The sequence below is a fragment of the Pseudomonas sp. AC463 genome (assembly GCF_979253585.1).
Map to the genome: position 1 here is coordinate 1 of NZ_CEEDDZ010000033.1, position 15,871 is coordinate 15,871.

The window sequence follows — 15,871 nt, forward strand, 5'->3', positions numbered from 1 at the left end:
GCGAGGACCTTTTGGTTACTTTTGGGTCCTTCCAAAAGTGACCCGCTGTAAGAGCGGAACCCTAAGCCGCCGTTACCGCAGAAATGGATATGTACTCCGCCCCCACCCTGACAACCAAACCCAAGAATGTTAGCGTGCTTACCATCCCCAACAACAAGCAGTCGCCGAGCCCGCAGCCCATGAAAAAGACCGTCCTAGCCTTCAGCCGCGTCACCCCGCCAATGATCGAACGCCTGCAACAGGACTTCGACGTCATCGCCCCCAACCCCAAACTGGGTGACATCAACGCGCAATTCAACGAAGCCCTGCCCCACGCCCACGGCCTCATCGGCGTAGGCCGCAAACTCGGTCGCGAACAATTGCACGGTGCAACCAAGCTCGAAGTCGTATCAAGCGTCTCGGTCGGCTACGACAACTACGACGTACCCTACTTCAACGAACGCGGCATCATGCTCACCAACACCCCCGACGTCCTCACCGAAAGCACCGCCGACCTGGCCTTCGCCCTGCTCATGAGCAGCGCACGCCGCGTCGCCGAACTCGACGCCTGGACCAAAGCCGGCCAGTGGAAAGCCAGCGTCGGCGCACCATTGTTCGGCTGCGACGTGCACGGCAAAACCCTGGGCATCGTCGGCATGGGCAACATCGGCGCGGCCGTGGCCCGGCGTGGACGCCTGGGTTTCAACATGCCGATTCTGTACAGCGGCAACAGCCGCAAGGCCGAGCTTGAGCAAGAACTCGGCGCACAGTTCCGCAGCCTGGACCAACTGCTGGCCGAGGCGGATTTCGTCTGCCTGGTAGTGCCGCTCAGCGACAAGACCCGCCACCTGATCAGCACCCGCGAACTGGGGCTGATGAAGCCCAGCGCAATCCTGATCAATATTTCCCGTGGCCCGGTGGTCGACGAACCGGCGTTGATCCACGCTCTGCAAACCCAACAGATTCGTGGCGCCGGGCTGGACGTGTACGAGCAGGAGCCGCTGGCCGAGTCGCCGCTGTTCCAACTGAGCAACGCGGTGACCCTGCCGCATATCGGCTCGGCGACCAACGAAACCCGCGAAGCCATGGCCAACCGCGCCCTGGACAACCTGCGCAGCGCCTTGCTCGGCCAGCGTCCGCAGGACCTGGTGAACCCGCAGGTGTGGAAAGGCTGATCATTGCTCCTGAGGGAGGGGGCTTGCTCCCCTCCCACATTGAACCATCCCGACACAAAATCCGGTTAAAGCCTGGACCCGCCAAGTCGATAACCCTCTATAGATCGTCATCCCTGATTCACAGAAGGTTTTTATGTCCACCACCAAAGCCCGCGCAGATTCACTCTCGCTTCTGCTCTTTACCTTGCGCAGTGGCAAGCTGATGGCGATCAACCTGCTCAAAGTCAGCGAAATCATCCCCTGCCCGCCGCTGACCAAGCTGCCGGAGTCGCACCCCCACGTCAAAGGCATCGCCACCCTGCGCGGTAACTCGCTGGCGGTGATCGACCTCAGCCGTGCCCTGGGCGAAATGCCCTTGGCCGACCCGGACGGCGGCTGCCTGATCGTCACCGACGTGAGCCGCTCCAAGCAGGGCCTGCACGTGCAGGCGGTGAGCAAGATCGTGCACTGCCTGACCACCGATATCCGCCCGCCGCCTTACGGCTCCGGCGGCAACCGCGCCTTCATCACCGGGGTCACCCAGGTCGAAGGCGGCCTGGTGCAGGTGCTGGACATCGAAAAAGTCATCCACGGCATCGCGCCGGCGCCGATTGAAGCGGCGCCCACCGACCTGACCATGGAAGAGGCCGAGGTGCTGGGCAACGCACGGATTCTGGTGGTGGACGACAGCCAGGTGGCCCTGCAGCAGTCGGTGCACACTCTGCGTAACCTCGGCCTCACGTGCCACACCGCGCGCAGTGCCAAGGAAGCCATTGATGTGCTGCTGGAGCTGCAAGGCACGGTCGAGCAGATCAACGTGGTGGTGTCCGACATCGAGATGTCGGAAATGGACGGCTATGCCCTCACCCGCACCCTGCGCGAAACCCCGGATTTCCAGCAGCTTTACGTGTTGTTGCACACCTCTCTGGACAGTGCGATGAACAGCGAAAAAGCGCGCCTGGCCGGTGCCGACGCGGTGCTGACCAAGTTCTCCTCCCCAGAGCTGACCAAGTGCCTGGTGGTGGCCGCCCAGACCGTGGCGCAAAAGGGTCTGTAATTGGTGACAGAGTATTACCAACTGCTGCGCCGCAACCTCACCGCCAGCCTGCCCGCGCCACAATGGCCGGCAGGGACTGTGCTGGATCATTACCGTGAGGACCTCGCCCCGGCGATTCACGCGACATTGCGCATGACCCAGGACCAGGGCGGCGGCCGCGTGCCCAATCTGCAGGCCTGGCAGCACCAGTTCATCACCGACGCCGAGTTCGACCCCACCCTGTGCCTGGTGGCCAGCAACGCCGAGGGCATTCTCGGCGTGGCGCAATGCTGGACCAGCGCGTTCATCAAGAACCTGTCTATCCACCCTTGCGCCCAGGGCCAGGGGCTGGGCCGCGCGTTGCTGCTGCATACCTTCCATGCGTTCAAGCAGCGCGGCGAGCCCTATGTCGACCTCAAGGTGCGCGAGAGCAACCTGCGCGCCCGGCAGCTGTATGAAAGTGCCGGCATGGTCTTTGTGCTTCGCGATGTGGTCGCCGAAGACTGACAGGCACTGGCGCATAACTTGCTTCCAGAGAGCCTGAATGGTGGAAAGAGGTAAAAACCCGTCACCGTTCCTGCGTGCCCTCTGACCTTGCCTGGTGACAGATCCGCCCATGAACACCCATTTTTCCTGCGTCGGTTGTGGCAAATGCTGCACCGACCATCACGTCCCCCTGACCCTCGCAGAGGCCCGCATGTGGGCCGCAGACGGCGGTAACGTCATCGTTCTGGTGGAAGGTTTCCTCGGCAACGGGCTGGGCCTGCCCCAACAGCAACGTGAACACGCCGAGCGGCGTTCAGTGGTGGTGCCCAGCGGCAACACCGAGGCATTCGTGGCCATCACCTTTGCCGCCTACAACGCCGGGCGCTGCCGGAATCTTGACGAAGACAACCTGTGCCGCATCTATGAGCGCCGCCCGTTGGTGTGCCGGATCTATCCGATGGAGATCAACCCGCACATTCCGCTCAACCCCGCCGCCAAGGATTGCCCGCCGGAATCCTGGGAACAGGGGCCGGCTCTGATCGTCGGTGGCGAGTTGGTGGACCAGGAGTTGGCGCAGCTGATCCGCCAATCGCGCCAGGCCGACCGTGACGATGTGCAGACCAAAGAGGCGGTGTGCGCCCTGCTCGGGATCCGCACCACGGCGCTCAAGGGCGACGGGTTTACCGCCTACCTGCCGAACATGGGCGCGTTTGCCCAGGCCATCGAGTTGGCGGTGGGTCAGCCGTCCGTGGCCAATGAATGGGTGTTCCATGTGTCCGGCATGGACATCGCCGAACAGCTGCTGGACGCCGGCGCGCAGATTGCCACCGAGGTCCCGGCCAACTACGCGTTCATCTCCCTGCGGGCCGCTTAGGCGCGCAGGCTCAAAGGCTGGCCATGCACTCGACTTCAATGCGCGCATTGGCCAGCAACTTGGCGCCGATGGTGGTTCGGGTCGGCAGGCGGTCCGCCCGGAAAGCACTGGCATACACCTGGTTCATCGCGGCAAAGTCCTTGAGGTCGGCCAGGATCACCATGCATTTGGCCACCCGGTCCATGCCGATACCGCGTGCCTGGAGAATGTCACGCAGGGTCTTGAAGACCTGCGTGGTTTCGCCGCGAATGCCACCGGGCACCAGGTCGCCGTTGGCATCCAGGCCCAACAAGCCCGAGATGTAGAGGGTCTGGCCGACTTGCACGGTTTCAGAAAACGGCAAACCCGCCTCGGCCGGTGTGTAAATCATCTTGGCCGGTTTGGGCGAGGCGGCTCCCAGGTAAGGCTCGGTGATCGCCGCGTACTTGCCGTTGTCTTTCAAGCGCTGCAGGGCCTTGTTCAACGCGGCGGTCAAGGCGGGGTTGGTCTTGCGCGTCGCAATCGCCACGCCGCCGCCGAGCATTTCATCGACAATCGCCGGCCCGGCGAAGGCAAACGCCACCCCCTGAGGTGTGTTCAACAAGGCTTCGCTGATTTCGATGGTGTTTTGCAAGGTCGCGTCGATTTCCCCTGCCTGCAAGCTGCGGATCAACTCGGTATTGAGGCCGAAGCTGCGCACCGTCACCCCTTGAGGGGCCCAGCGTGCCTTGGCAAAGGCCTCGCGGCTGGTGCCCGCGAGTACGCCGACGCGTTTGCCCTTGAGCGATTGTGGGTTCGGCAGCAGATTGGCTCCCCGTGGGGCGACCAGCTTGCTTTGCAGGGCATAGAGGTCCTGGGTGAAGTCGACGGTTTCACGCCGCGCCGGTGTGGCGGTCATGGGCATGATTGCGTCGAAACGCCCGGCCTGCAGGGCGGCGATGTTGGTCGCATACGGCTGATCGACCCATACGCACCGCGCGTTAAGCTCGGCACACAGGGCGTTGCCCAACTCGATATCCAACCCCACGAGATCGCCTTGCGCATTGCGGTATTCAAAGGGGGGGACATCCGCCTCGACCCCGAAGCTTATCTCGCGCCAGGGGTTCTCGGGCTGGGGCACAATAGCGCAGCCCGTTCCGGCGAATAAAATCACAGAGAATGTCGCCAGCGCCAACAGCCGTCTTGTCGTAGTCATAAACCTGTCCTGTGCCAAAGTTGTGTGAAGCATGCGGGCAGCATCACTCACAGCCCGAACGCACCAGACGTTCTAACAAGCACTGACCGGTCCTCAACTACGACTCGCCTGTTTGTTTCGTAGGATTGCTCCCAAAATCAGCGTAGACGGTTTTGGGCCTTACCGCCGCCCCCAGAACTCCTGGTCCAGCGCGGCACATCCCCCGAGCTCCAGCGCAATTAATTAGCCATCACTGCGCTTGCAGGCGATACGGCGCCAGGATCCGATGGTACTCACCGCTGCGCATCAACGCGGCCAGCGCCTGGTTGAGGTCGTTGCGCAGTGCCGTATCGGGCTTGCGCAGGGCAATCGCGGCGCCGTCGCCCAACAGTTCGGCAGACAGTACCGGGCCCAGAAAGGCAAAGCCCTCGCCGTGGACGGTGTCGAGCAAAGCTCGGCGGATTTCCACAGGGCCTTGCAGGGTGGCGTCGATATCGCCGGCCACCAGGCTGCGGACCAGTTCATCGTTAAGCCAGAACGCCTTGATGACCACGCCGGCAGGCGCCCATTGCGCGCGGGCAAAGGCTTCGCGATTGCTGCCCAGCAATACGCCAACGCGCTTGCCCTTGAGCGACTGCGCGGTCGGCAGCAGGCCAGAGGCGCGGCGCGCGACCAGACGGGTGGTGAAGGGGTAAAGGTGGTCCGTGAAGTTGACCCTGCGCCGCCGTTCAGAGGTGGGGGCCATGCCCATGATCGCGTCGAATTGCCGGGCTTCAAGGGCGGCAAAGTCTTCCACCAGCACCTGGTCGACCCAGGTACAGCGCACGTTCAACTGCTGACACAGGGCGTTACCCAGCTCGATATGCAGTCCGACCAACTGCCCTTGCGGGTCGCGGCTCTGGAAGGGAGGGAATTGCGCCGCAACGGCGAAACGGATTTCGCGTCGCGGTGGGTCGGCGGCGGCAACAGTATCCGCCGAGAACAATAGAGCAAACGCCAGACCAAAACGTATGAGGGCCACGGGAAACGTCCTTTTCCGGAAAGACCAGCCTCACTACACCCGGCCCCGTGTGAAAAGGGGCGGAGCAGAGGCTGTGCAAGCTTTCAAGAAATGGACGCTGGCCTTCAATCAGAAAAATAGACAGGGCTTGTAGGGAAAAGCCAACACGGCTCGCGCTGGATTAACCTCAGCGTTTACCCATGGAGCGACGAGTACCCGGCGGGGCCATGCCCGGCGACTTGGTGTGGCCGTTCTTGGCGCCGTTTTTGTACCAGGGCTGGGCGGCATTCTTGGCCCCGGCCAGTTCACCCGGTTTGAACGGAAACTTGAACGCCGGGATCTCGGCTTTTTCAACGCCTTCGGCGCTGGCCGGATCGACGAGGTCGGTCGCTTCAACAGGGGGTTGTGTCGGGGAAGTCATGGAAGCTCCGGAACATGCAAAAAATGACGCGGGGCCGGCTTGCTGCCCTCGCTGGCGCGCAGTATACCTGCCCGCCTCGGATCTTTAACCACCGCCTGTACGAATGGTCGCGCTTTACTGACAGCGCTGTCAGTTAGCAGTCACCTTGCTGACCGGGTTGGCGGGCTATAAAGGCCGATACTCCCCCAATCCTTTGCCTTGGCGCCTCACCCATGCACATTCAACGCAAAACCGCCCTGATCGTGGGTGTCCTCGTGGTGTTGGCCGTTGCGGCCTGGGCGTTGACCCGGCCGGCCAAAGCCAAACTGGCGGCGCCCACTGCGATTCCGGTACGGGTGGTGAGCGTGGCGCAGCAGGACATTCCACGCTTTGTCAGCGGGATCGGTTCGGTGTTGTCGTTGCACAGTGTGGTGATTCGCCCGCAAGTCGACGGCATTCTCACCAGGCTGCTGGTCAAGGAAGGCCAACTGGTCAAGGCCGGCGACCTGCTGGCCACCATCGATGACCGTTCGATCCGCGCCAGCCTCGACCAGGCCAAGGCGCAACTGGGCGAGAGCCAGGCGCAACTGCAGGTGGCCCTGGTCAACCTCAAGCGCTACAAGGAGCTGAGCGTCGACGACGGCGTGTCCAAGCAGACCTATGACCAGCAACAAGCCCTGGTCAACCAGCTCAAGGCCACCGCCCAGGGCAACCAGGCGGCGATCGACTCGGCGCAAGTGCAACTTTCCTACACCCAGATTCGCTCGCCGGTCAGCGGCCGCGTGGGAATTCGTACTGTGGATGAAGGCAACTTCCTGCGCACCGCCGACACCCAGGGCCTGTTCTCCGTGACCCAGATCGACCCGATTGCGGTCGAGTTTTCCCTGCCGCAACAGATGCTGCCGACCCTGCAAGGCCTGATCGCTGCGCCTACCAGGGCCAGCGTCGATGCCTACATGGGCGCCGACACCGACGGCCAGACCGGCGACCTGCTCGGCGAAGGCCACTTGAGCCTGATCGACAACCAGATCAGCTCTACCACCGGCACCCTGCGCGCCAAGGCCGAGTTCAATAACGCCTCGCAGCGCCTGTGGCCGGGGCAGTTGGTCACGATCAAGATCCAGACCGCCCTCGACAAAAATGCCCTGGTGGTGCCGCCGACCGTGGTGCAACGCGGCCTGGACTCGCACTTCGTGTACCGGATCAACGGTGACAAGGTCGAGGTGGTGCCGGTGCAAGTGACCTATCAGGACAGCGACGTCAACATCATCAAAGGCGTGCAGGCCGGCGATGTGCTGGTCAGTGACGGCCAGTCGCGGCTCAAGGCCGGCGCCCAGGTGGAGGTGCTCAAGGAGCCGCCGCAGGTGATCCAGACCGTCGATGCCAAGGTGCAGCCATGAGCCGTTCGCCCTCGGCCTGGTGCGTCGACCACCCGGTCGCGACCCTGCTGCTGACCTTCGCCCTGGTGCTGCTCGGGATGATTGCCTTCCCGCGCCTGGCCATCGCCCCACTGCCGGAAGCGGAATTTCCGACGATCCAGGTCACCGCCACCCTGCCCGGCGCCAGCCCGGACACCATGGCCTCCTCGGTGGCCACCCCGCTGGAGGTGCAATTCAGCGCCATCCCCGGCATGACCCAGATGACCTCCAGCAGTGCCTTGGGCTCAAGCCTTTTGACCCTGCAATTCACCCTCAACAAGAGCATCGACACCGCCGCGCAAGAAGTGCAGGCGGCGATCAACACTGCGTCCGGCAAGCTGCCCAGCGACATGCCGAGCCTGCCGACCTGGAAGAAGGTCAACCCGGCGGACAGCCCGGTGCTGATCCTCAGCGTCAGTTCCAACAGCATACCCAGCACCGAACTGAGCGACTACGTGGAAACCCTGCTGGCGCGGCAGATCAGCCAGATCGACGGCGTTGGCCAGATCAACATCACCGGCCAGCAACGCCCGGCGATTCGCATACAGGCCTCACCGGACAAACTCGCGGCCATCGGCCTGACCCTCGCCGACATTCGACTGGCCATCCAGCAATCGAGCCTCAACCTGGCCAAGGGCGCGATCTATGGCGAGAACAGCGTGTCGACCCTGTCGACCAACGACCAGCTGTTTCACCCCGAGGACTACGCGCAGTTGATCGTGTCCTACAAGGACGGTGCACCGGTTCAACTTCGCGATATCGCCAAAGTCATCAATGGTTCGGAAAACGCCTACGTGCAGGCCTGGTCCGGCGACACGCCCGGGGTCAACCTGGTGATTTCGCGCCAGCCCGGCGCGAACATCGTTGAGACCGTCGACCGCATTCAAGCCGAGCTGCCGCGCCTGCAAGCCATGCTGCCGGCCTCGGTGCAGGTCAGCGTGTTGACCGACCGCACCAAGACCATCCGCGCCTCGCTGCATGAAGTGGAAGTGACCCTGCTGATCGCCATCCTGCTGGTGGTGGCGGTGATGGCGCTGTTCCTGCGCCAGCTGTCGGCGACGTTGATTGTGTCCAGCGTGCTCGGCGTCTCGCTGGTGGCCAGTTTTGCGCTGATGTACCTGATGGGCTTCAGCCTGAACAACCTGACCCTGGTGGCCATCGTCATCGCCGTGGGCTTTGTGGTGGACGATGCGATCGTGGTGGTGGAAAACATCCACCGCCACCTCGAAGCCGGGTTGGACAAACGCGAAGCGGCGATCAAGGGCGCCGGCGAGATTGGCTTTACCGTGGTGTCCATCAGCTTCTCGCTGGTGGCCGCATTTATTCCGCTGCTGTTCATGGGCGGCGTGGTCGGGCGGCTGTTCAAGGAGTTTGCGCTGACGGCGACCTCGACCATTCTGATTTCGGTGGTGGTGTCCCTGACCCTGGCACCGACCCTCGCCGCGCTGTTCATGCGCGCCCCCACCCACGTGGCCCACGACAAACCCGGTTTCAGCGAGCGCCTGCTGGCCGGCTACGCGCGCAACCTGCGCCGCGCCCTGGCCCATCAACGCACCATGGCCGCCATTTTTATCGTGACCCTGGCCCTGGCCGTGGTCGGCTACGTGTTTATCCCCAAGGGCTTCTTTCCGGTGCAGGACACCGGTTTTGTCCTTGGCACCAGCGAGGCGGCGGCGGATGTGTCGTACCCGGACATGGTCGCCAAGCACAAGGCCCTGGCCGAGATCGTCAAGGACGACCCCGCGGTGCAGGCGTTTTCCCACTCGGTGGGCGTGACCGGCAGTAACCAGACCATCGCCAACGGCCGCTTCTGGATCGCCTTGAAAGATCGCGGGGATCGCGATGTGTCCGCCAGCCAGTTCATCGACCGCATCCGCCCCAAGCTGGCCAAGGTGCCGGGCATCGTGCTGTACCTGCGGGCCGGGCAAGACATCAACCTGAGTTCCGGCCCCAGCCGCGCGCAGTACCAATATGTGCTCAAGAGCAACGACGGCCCGACGCTCAACACCTGGACCCAACGCCTCACCGAAAAACTGCGCGCCAACCCGGCGTTCCGAGACCTGTCCAACGACCTGCAACTGGGCGGCAGCATCACCCACATCAGCATCGACCGCCAGGCCGCCGCGCGTTTCGGCCTGACCGCCACCGATGTCGACCAGGCGCTGTACGACGCCTTCGGCCAGCGCCAGATCAACGAGTTCCAGACCGAAATCAACCAGTACCAGGTGGTGCTGGAACTGGACACCCAGCAACGCGGCAAGGCCGAGAGCCTGAATTTTTTCTACCTGCGCTCACCGCTGACCAACGAAATGGTGCCGCTGTCGGCGCTGGCCAAGGTCGACCCGCCCACCGTGGGCCCGTTGTCCATCAGCCATGACGGCATGTTCCCGGCCGCCAACCTGTCGTTCAACCTGGCGCCGGGCGTGGCATTGGGCGATGCGGTGATCATGCTCAACCAGGCCAAGAATGAAATCGGCATGCCGACTACCATCATCGGCAACTTCCAGGGTGCGGCGCAGGCGTTCCAGAGTTCGCTGGCCAGCCAGCCTTGGCTGATCCTCGCGGCGCTGGTGGCGGTCTACATCATCCTCGGCGTGTTGTATGAGAGCTTTGTGCACCCGCTGACGATCATTTCCACCTTGCCCTCGGCGGGGTTGGGCGCGCTGATCATGCTGTCGCTGATGGATCAGGATTTTTCGATCATGGCGCTGATCGGGCTGGTGTTGCTGATCGGTATCGTCAAGAAAAACGGCATCCTGATGATCGACTTTGCCCTGGAGGCCCAGCGGGTCAGAGGCATGTCGCCGGAGGATGCGATTTACGAAGCCTGCGTGACGCGGTTCCGGCCGATCATCATGACCACCCTCGCCGCCCTGCTCGGCGCCGTGCCGTTGATGCTGGGTGCCGGCCCCGGTGCAGAAATGCGCCAGCCGCTGGGGATTGCGGTGGTTGGCGGGCTGCTGGTGAGCCAGGCGCTGACGCTGTTCACCACACCGGTCATATACTTGTACCTTGAACGGTTTTTCCACCGGCCCAAACCAGCGCCTGCGCTGGCGACCACAGATTGAGGCGGTGTCATGCGCGTCCTGATTATTGAAGATGAAGAAAAAACCGCGGACTACCTGCATCGCGGCCTGACAGAGCAAGGCTACACCGTCGATGTGGCCCGCGAAGGCATCGAGGGTTTGCACCTGGCGCTGGAGAACGATTACGCGGTGATCGTGCTCGACGTGATGCTGCCCGGCCTCGACGGCTTTGGCGTGTTGCGGGCGCTGCGTGCGCGCAAGCAGACGCCGGTGATCATGCTCACCGCCCGCGAGCGTGTGGAAGACCGCATCCGTGGCCTGCGCGAAGGCGCCGACGACTACCTGGGCAAGCCATTTTCGTTCCTCGAACTGGTGGCGCGCCTGCAAGCGCTGACCCGTCGCAGCGGCGGCCATGAGCCGGTGCAAGTGACCGTTGCCGACCTGTGGATCGACCTGATCAGCCGCAAGGCCAGCCGCAACGGCCTGCGCCTGGACCTGACCGCCAAGGAATTCTCGCTGCTCAGCGTGTTGGCGCGGCGCCAGGGGGAAATCCTGTCCAAGACCTCGATTGCGGAAATGGTCTGGGACATCAATTTCGACAGCGACGCCAACGTGGTCGAAGTCGCGATCAAGCGCCTGCGCGCCAAGCTCGACGGGCCGTTCGAGCAAAAGCTGCTGCACACCATTCGCGGCATGGGCTACGTGCTGGAAAGCCGTATGCAGGAGAACAGCCGTGGTGGCTAACTCCATCGCCTTGCGCCTGAGCGGCATGTTCACACTGGTGGCGCTGCTGATCTTTTTGTTGATCGGCGGCGCGCTGTACCAGCAGGTGGACCGTGGCCTGGGCCTGTTGCCGGGAGCCGAGCTGGACGCGCGTTACAGCGTGCTCGAGTCTTCGGTGAATCGCTTTGGTACGCCGGACCATTGGGTGAAGATCCAGGCCAAGCTCAAGCTATTAAGCGAGGAAGACAAGCGCATCCGTTTTTGGGTGGTGAGCAGCAATCCCGCCTATGAGTACGGCAACCCCGATGCACAGATTCGCGAATTTGCCGCCGGGCCCACGGGCAAGCGCGACTTGCACCTGGCCGGCCACGATCACCCGTTCAAGGCGCTGGTGAGCCAGTTTGCGGCCAAGGATCTACGCCCGCCGCTGCGTTTCATCATCGCCATCGACACCGAAAATTTCCACGCGACCCAGCACCAACTGCTGATGGCGCTGATCGGCCTGGCATTTGTCGGCGTGGTGCTGGCAGCGCTGCTGGGGTTCTGGGTGTCGCGGATCGGCCTCAAGCCACTGATCACGCTCTCGGACGAGGCGCAGAAACTCGCGCCGCCCAAACTCTCCGGGCGCCTGCAACTGTCGCCATTGCCGCCGGAGCTGAGCCAGTTCGTCAACTCGTTCAACTCCACCCTCGACCGGGTCGAGCAGGCCTACTCGCGCCTCGAATCCTTCAATGCGGATGTGGCCCACGAGCTGCGTTCACCGCTGACCAACCTGATTGGCCAGACCCAAGTGGCGCTGACCCGTGGGCGTTCGGCGGAGCATTACCTGGAGGTGCTGGAGTCGAACCTGGAAGAGCTGGAGCGCCTGCGTTCGATCATCAACGACATGCTGTTTCTTGCCAGTGCCGACCAGGGCAGCAAGGCCACCAAGCTGATCGAAAGCTCCCTGGCCGATGAGGTGGCGACCACGCTCGACTACCTGGATTTCATCCTCGAAGACGCCCAGGTCAAGGTGCAGGTGCGCGGAGATGCCCAGGTGCAGATCGAGAAAGCGCACCTGCGCCGTGCATTGATCAACCTGCTGAGTAATGCGGTGCAGCACACTGCGCCGGGGCAGGTGATCGAGGTGAATATCGACGTGCAGGAGCAGTTTGTGGCGATCGGGGTGACGAACCCGGGTGATGAGATTGCCAGTGAGCATCTGCCGCGTTTGTTTGAGCGGTTTTATCGGGTGGATGCCTCGCGCAGCAACAGCGGGGCAAACCATGGGTTGGGGTTGGCGATCGTCAAGGCGATTGCGCTGATGCATGGCGGCGACGTGTTCGTGCGCAGCAACGGCAGCGGCAACACCTTTGGCATCACCCTGCCTGTCTAAATCTCAAGAACACATTTAACCGAGGCGCATCAGTCACATCGCTAACTATTGCGATTTTGGCAACAGTCATTATCTTGTTACACTCTGTACCCCGCCGCTCACCTGCGTTAATTTGACGCATCGATGAGCGCACGGCAAAGACAGCCACCCCGCTTACCCGAATTTCCCTCGACTTATCTCCAGGGCTCTACACTGGGAATCTGTCTTAAAGCCGCTAACTTCAGCGGCTTTTTTTTGCCCTAAAAAAGGCCAGGCAACCCTCACGACATTGGCCGTTTTCGATTGACCAAAGGAGCTTTACCGGTGAAGAACTCGCTGACGCTGACCCCGTTATTCCTCGCGATTGCAGCAACGATCGTCCCCCTCGCCCACGCGGCAGACACTACCCCCGCCGACGGATTCGTCGAAGGCTCACACCTCAACATCAACGCTCGCAACTACTACATGAACCGCGACCGGCGCGACATCCACACCGATGACAGCAAGGAATGGGGCCAGGGCTTTCTCGGCACCTTCGAATCCGGCTACACCCAGGGCACCGTCGGTTTCGGCCTGGACGCCCACGCAATGCTCGGCCTGAAACTCGACGGCGGTGGCGGCACCGACGGTTCCAGCATCCTGCCCTACGGCAGCGCGGACGGCAGCGGCAAGGCCCCCGGTTCGTTTTCCACCGCCGGCGGCACCCTGAAAATGCGCGCGTTCGACACCGAGCTGAAGGCCGGCGACTTGTTCCTCAACAACCCGGTGATCGCCGGCGGCATGACCCGCATGCTGCCGCAGACCTTCCGTGGTGTGAGCTTGAGCAACCACAGCTTCGACGGCTGGATGCTCGAAGGCGGCCAGGCCAGTTTCACCAAGCTCTACAACCAGAGCGGCCATCGGCGCATCGGCACCAGCTACGGCGCCCTGCCTGCCAACAACGACCCGCAACACATGAACTGGGCGGGCGTGTCGTTCAGCGGCATTCCCGGCGTGACCAGCAACCTGTATGCCTCCGAACTCAAGGACGTGTGGCACCAGTACTACTACGACCTGGACTACACGTACGCGCTCAATGACCTGGTCAGCCTCAACCCGGGCCTGCACTACTACCACACGCAGGACACCGGCCAGTCGCTGCTCGGCGATATCGACAACAACACCTACAGCCTGCATTTCAACGTAGCGGTCGGCCATCACAGCCTCACCGCCGCCTATCAGCGGGTCAACGGCAACACGCCGTTCGACTACATCAGCCAGGGCGACAGCGTGTACCTGGACAACTCCCAGCAATACTCGGACTTCAACGGCCCCAACGAGCGCTCGTGGAAGCTCAAGTACGCCTATGACTTCACCGGCCTCGGCCTGCCCGGCCTGAGTTCCGCGGTGTCCTACATCAGCGGCAAGACCGACCTCACCAAAGTCGACCCGCAAAGCCGTGGCTACAGCGCCTGGTACAGCGCCGACGGCAAAGACGCCAAGCACTGGGAGCGGGACATCGACCTGAATTACGTGGTGCAAGGCGGCAAGGCCAAGGACCTGGCCGTGCGCCTGCAATGGGCCACCAACCGTGGTAGCAACGGCTACTCGGCAGTGGACCGCGATGTGGATGAATACCGGGTGATTGTGAACTACCCGATCAACGTGTTCTGACGTACCGATTTTCTTTACAACTCGGCATTTAATTTTCATCGGGTAGAACTAAACTGCCAGCATTCACACCGCTGAAGTCTGCCCGATGAGTCAACGCCGTGTTCGTACTGCACCTGCACATCCCGAGCTGCTGCTGATTCTCGGCAGCGGCTTCACCGTCATACTGATTGTGGTCATCGTCGCGGCGTTGTTGATCCGCGAACACGCCAGCACCCTGCAAGCGGCGACGCGATCAACCACCAATATTGCCCAACTGATCAATGCCGATGTGTTGCGCAACGTCGAGCTGTACGACCTGGCCCTCAAGGGACTGATCGCGGCGAAAAAACGCGAAGACCTGTCCCAGGTTGGCGCGAACATCCAGCACCTGGTGCAGTTTGACCTGGCTGCTGCCGCACCTTTCAAGGGCGAAGTCCTGCTACTGGACGCCAATGGGGCGGTGATCGCCGACTCCTCGACGCTGTACCCCACACCGCGCAACTTTGCCGACCGCGATTATTTCCAGGTGCATGCCAAGGACGCTCTGGCGGGTTTGTTTATCAGCCGTCCGTTCAGGATCCGGTGCGACTGCGACCAGGTATGGCGCATGGCATTCAGCCGGCGCGTGTCGGGGCCCAACGGTGAGTTCGCCGGGGTGGCGGTGGCGACCATGCGCCTGGCGTATTTCGATCAGCTCTTCAGCACGCTGACGATTGGCAATGGCAGCAGCGTCAACCTGCTCAGCAACAAAGGCATCCTGCTGGCGCAACAGCCGCTGCTCGAAAGCGACATGATCAACAAGGACCTCAGCGCGCGCCCCAACTTCAAACGCATGCTGCGTGAAGGCGATGGCAGCTTCCAGGCCATCTCTGCCATCACCGGCAAGGAGCGCCTGTACACATTCACTAATGTGGGAGAGCTGCCGCTGATTGTGGTGGTGGCGCTGTCCAGTGAAGATGTATTCGCCCCGTGGAAACGCGCTGCCCTGCTGACCAGTGGCGCCACCGGCATTCTGTGTATCGGCTTGTTATGGCTGACCTGGATGCTGCGCCGGGAGCTGCGGCGCCGCTATCGCGCCGAACGGGTGCTGTCAGAACTGGCAGCCACCGACGCCCTCACCGGCCTGCCCAACCGCCGCATCCTTGACGAACGCCTGCGTCTGGAATGGGACCGCGCGCAACGCTCCACCGAGCCGATGACCTTACTGATGATCGATGTGGACCACTTCAAGGCGTTCAACGACCGCCATGGCCATCACGGTGGCGATGAAGCGTTACGCACGGTGGCGCAGGTGATCGGCAGCAACATCCGCCGCCCTGCGGACCTGGCAGCGCGTTATGGCGGGGAGGAATTTGCAGTGGTGCTGCCGCACACCGACGCCAAGGGCGCCTGGGTGATTGCCGAGCATATTCGCAGCAGCGTCGAGCACTTGCCTAGGGTAGCGGGGAGCGAGCGGCCGATTACGGTGAGCATCGGCATGAGCACTTGGGATAAACGCAGCCGCATGTCCCTGGAAGCGTTGCTGCTGAGTGCGGACCAGGCGCTGTATGAGGCCAAGCACACGGGGCGCAACCGGATCGTGGATGCCACCACCCTTTAATTGTTAATCAAATCCAATGTGGGAGGGGGCTTGCCC

The 15,871-nt window shown here is 62.5% G+C and carries 13 protein-coding genes; 10 read left to right on the plus strand and 3 right to left on the minus strand.

Translation table 11 applies throughout. The annotated features are described in order from the left end of the window. The first annotated feature begins 179 nt into the window (after positions 1 to 179). From AC0IYH_RS27890 to AC0IYH_RS27905, 4 genes are all read left to right on the plus strand, one after another. Positions 180 to 1,154: a 2-hydroxyacid dehydrogenase gene (locus AC0IYH_RS27890; protein WP_116629265.1), complete on the plus strand. Its 975-nt coding sequence runs from the start codon at positions 180 to 182 to the stop codon at positions 1,152 to 1,154. Positions 1,155 to 1,287: 133 nt separating this feature from the next. Continuing rightward, positions 1,288 to 2,190 (plus strand): chemotaxis protein CheV, encoded by a 903-nt coding sequence (locus AC0IYH_RS27895; RefSeq protein WP_101266687.1) that lies wholly within the window; start codon positions 1,288 to 1,290, stop codon positions 2,188 to 2,190. Positions 2,191 to 2,193: 3 nt separating this feature from the next. After that, on the plus strand, positions 2,194 to 2,676 hold the full coding sequence (locus AC0IYH_RS27900; protein WP_122773735.1) for a GNAT family N-acetyltransferase: 483 nt from the start codon (positions 2,194 to 2,196) through the stop codon (positions 2,674 to 2,676). A gap of 109 nt (positions 2,677 to 2,785) precedes the next feature. Then, positions 2,786 to 3,529, plus strand: coding sequence for a YkgJ family cysteine cluster protein (locus AC0IYH_RS27905; protein WP_471837247.1), 744 nt, complete (start codon positions 2,786 to 2,788; stop codon positions 3,527 to 3,529). Between the two features lie 10 nt (positions 3,530 to 3,539). Here the strand turns inward: AC0IYH_RS27905 and AC0IYH_RS27910 are convergent, their stop codons facing one another. From AC0IYH_RS27910 to AC0IYH_RS27920, 3 genes are all read right to left on the minus strand, one after another. Then, positions 3,540 to 4,703: a transporter substrate-binding domain-containing protein gene (locus tag AC0IYH_RS27910; protein ID WP_116629040.1), complete on the minus strand. Its 1,164-nt coding sequence runs from the start codon at positions 4,701 to 4,703 to the stop codon at positions 3,540 to 3,542. A 229-nt stretch (positions 4,704 to 4,932) separates the two neighbouring features. Next, positions 4,933 to 5,703: a transporter substrate-binding domain-containing protein gene (locus tag AC0IYH_RS27915; protein WP_471837249.1), complete on the minus strand. Its 771-nt coding sequence runs from the start codon at positions 5,701 to 5,703 to the stop codon at positions 4,933 to 4,935. Between the two features lie 166 nt (positions 5,704 to 5,869). After that, positions 5,870 to 6,103, minus strand: a complete 234-nt coding sequence (locus AC0IYH_RS27920; protein WP_116629042.1) for a hypothetical protein — start codon at positions 6,101 to 6,103, stop codon at positions 5,870 to 5,872. 212 nt (positions 6,104 to 6,315) lie between these two features. On the opposite strand from AC0IYH_RS27920, the gene AC0IYH_RS27925 reads away from it, so the two are divergent. The 6 genes from AC0IYH_RS27925 to AC0IYH_RS27950 all read left to right on the plus strand — a co-directional run bounded on the left by AC0IYH_RS27925 (position 6,316) and on the right by AC0IYH_RS27950 (position 15,835). Then, positions 6,316 to 7,482, plus strand: a complete 1,167-nt coding sequence (locus AC0IYH_RS27925) for an efflux RND transporter periplasmic adaptor subunit (protein WP_471837251.1) — start codon at positions 6,316 to 6,318, stop codon at positions 7,480 to 7,482. Continuing rightward, positions 7,479 to 10,568 (plus strand): multidrug efflux RND transporter permease subunit, encoded by a 3,090-nt coding sequence (locus AC0IYH_RS27930; RefSeq protein ID WP_471837253.1) that lies wholly within the window; start codon positions 7,479 to 7,481, stop codon positions 10,566 to 10,568. The genes AC0IYH_RS27925 and AC0IYH_RS27930 overlap by 4 nt, the downstream gene beginning before the upstream one ends. A gap of 9 nt (positions 10,569 to 10,577) precedes the next feature. Continuing rightward, a complete protein-coding gene (locus tag AC0IYH_RS27935; RefSeq protein WP_471837255.1) occupies positions 10,578 to 11,270 on the plus strand; it encodes a heavy metal response regulator transcription factor in 693 nt (230 codons plus the stop codon). Continuing rightward, entirely contained in the window at positions 11,260 to 12,624 is a 1,365-nt protein-coding gene (locus AC0IYH_RS27940; protein ID WP_471837257.1) for a heavy metal sensor histidine kinase, read from the plus strand. Before AC0IYH_RS27935 ends, AC0IYH_RS27940 begins: the two co-directional genes overlap by 11 nt. A gap of 303 nt (positions 12,625 to 12,927) precedes the next feature. Further along, positions 12,928 to 14,256 (plus strand): OprD family porin, encoded by a 1,329-nt coding sequence (locus AC0IYH_RS27945; RefSeq protein WP_471837258.1) that lies wholly within the window; start codon positions 12,928 to 12,930, stop codon positions 14,254 to 14,256. A gap of 85 nt (positions 14,257 to 14,341) precedes the next feature. Continuing rightward, the gene (locus AC0IYH_RS27950) at positions 14,342 to 15,835 is read left to right on the plus strand and encodes a sensor domain-containing diguanylate cyclase (RefSeq protein ID WP_471837260.1); all 1,494 of its coding nucleotides are present in this window, start codon (positions 14,342 to 14,344) and stop codon (positions 15,833 to 15,835) included. The last annotated feature ends 36 nt before the right edge of the window (positions 15,836 to 15,871 follow it).

Excerpts from the sequence above, each read along its gene's own strand:
- AC0IYH_RS27895 (WP_101266687.1), top strand. The coding sequence starts at position 1,288 with ATGTCCACCACCAAAGCCCGCGCAGATTCACTCTCGCTTCTGCTCTTT.
- AC0IYH_RS27910 (WP_116629040.1), bottom strand. The coding sequence starts at position 4,703 with ATGACTACGACAAGACGGCTGTTGGCGCTGGCGACATTCTCTGTGATT.
- AC0IYH_RS27950 (WP_471837260.1), top strand. The coding sequence starts at position 14,342 with ATGAGTCAACGCCGTGTTCGTACTGCACCTGCACATCCCGAGCTGCTG.
- AC0IYH_RS27905 (WP_471837247.1), top strand. The coding sequence starts at position 2,786 with ATGAACACCCATTTTTCCTGCGTCGGTTGTGGCAAATGCTGCACCGAC.
- AC0IYH_RS27920 (WP_116629042.1), bottom strand. The coding sequence starts at position 6,103 with ATGACTTCCCCGACACAACCCCCTGTTGAAGCGACCGACCTCGTCGAT.
- AC0IYH_RS27890 (WP_116629265.1), top strand. The coding sequence starts at position 180 with ATGAAAAAGACCGTCCTAGCCTTCAGCCGCGTCACCCCGCCAATGATC.
- AC0IYH_RS27925 (WP_471837251.1), top strand. The coding sequence starts at position 6,316 with ATGCACATTCAACGCAAAACCGCCCTGATCGTGGGTGTCCTCGTGGTG.
- AC0IYH_RS27935 (WP_471837255.1), top strand. The coding sequence starts at position 10,578 with ATGCGCGTCCTGATTATTGAAGATGAAGAAAAAACCGCGGACTACCTG.
- AC0IYH_RS27930 (WP_471837253.1), top strand. The coding sequence starts at position 7,479 with ATGAGCCGTTCGCCCTCGGCCTGGTGCGTCGACCACCCGGTCGCGACC.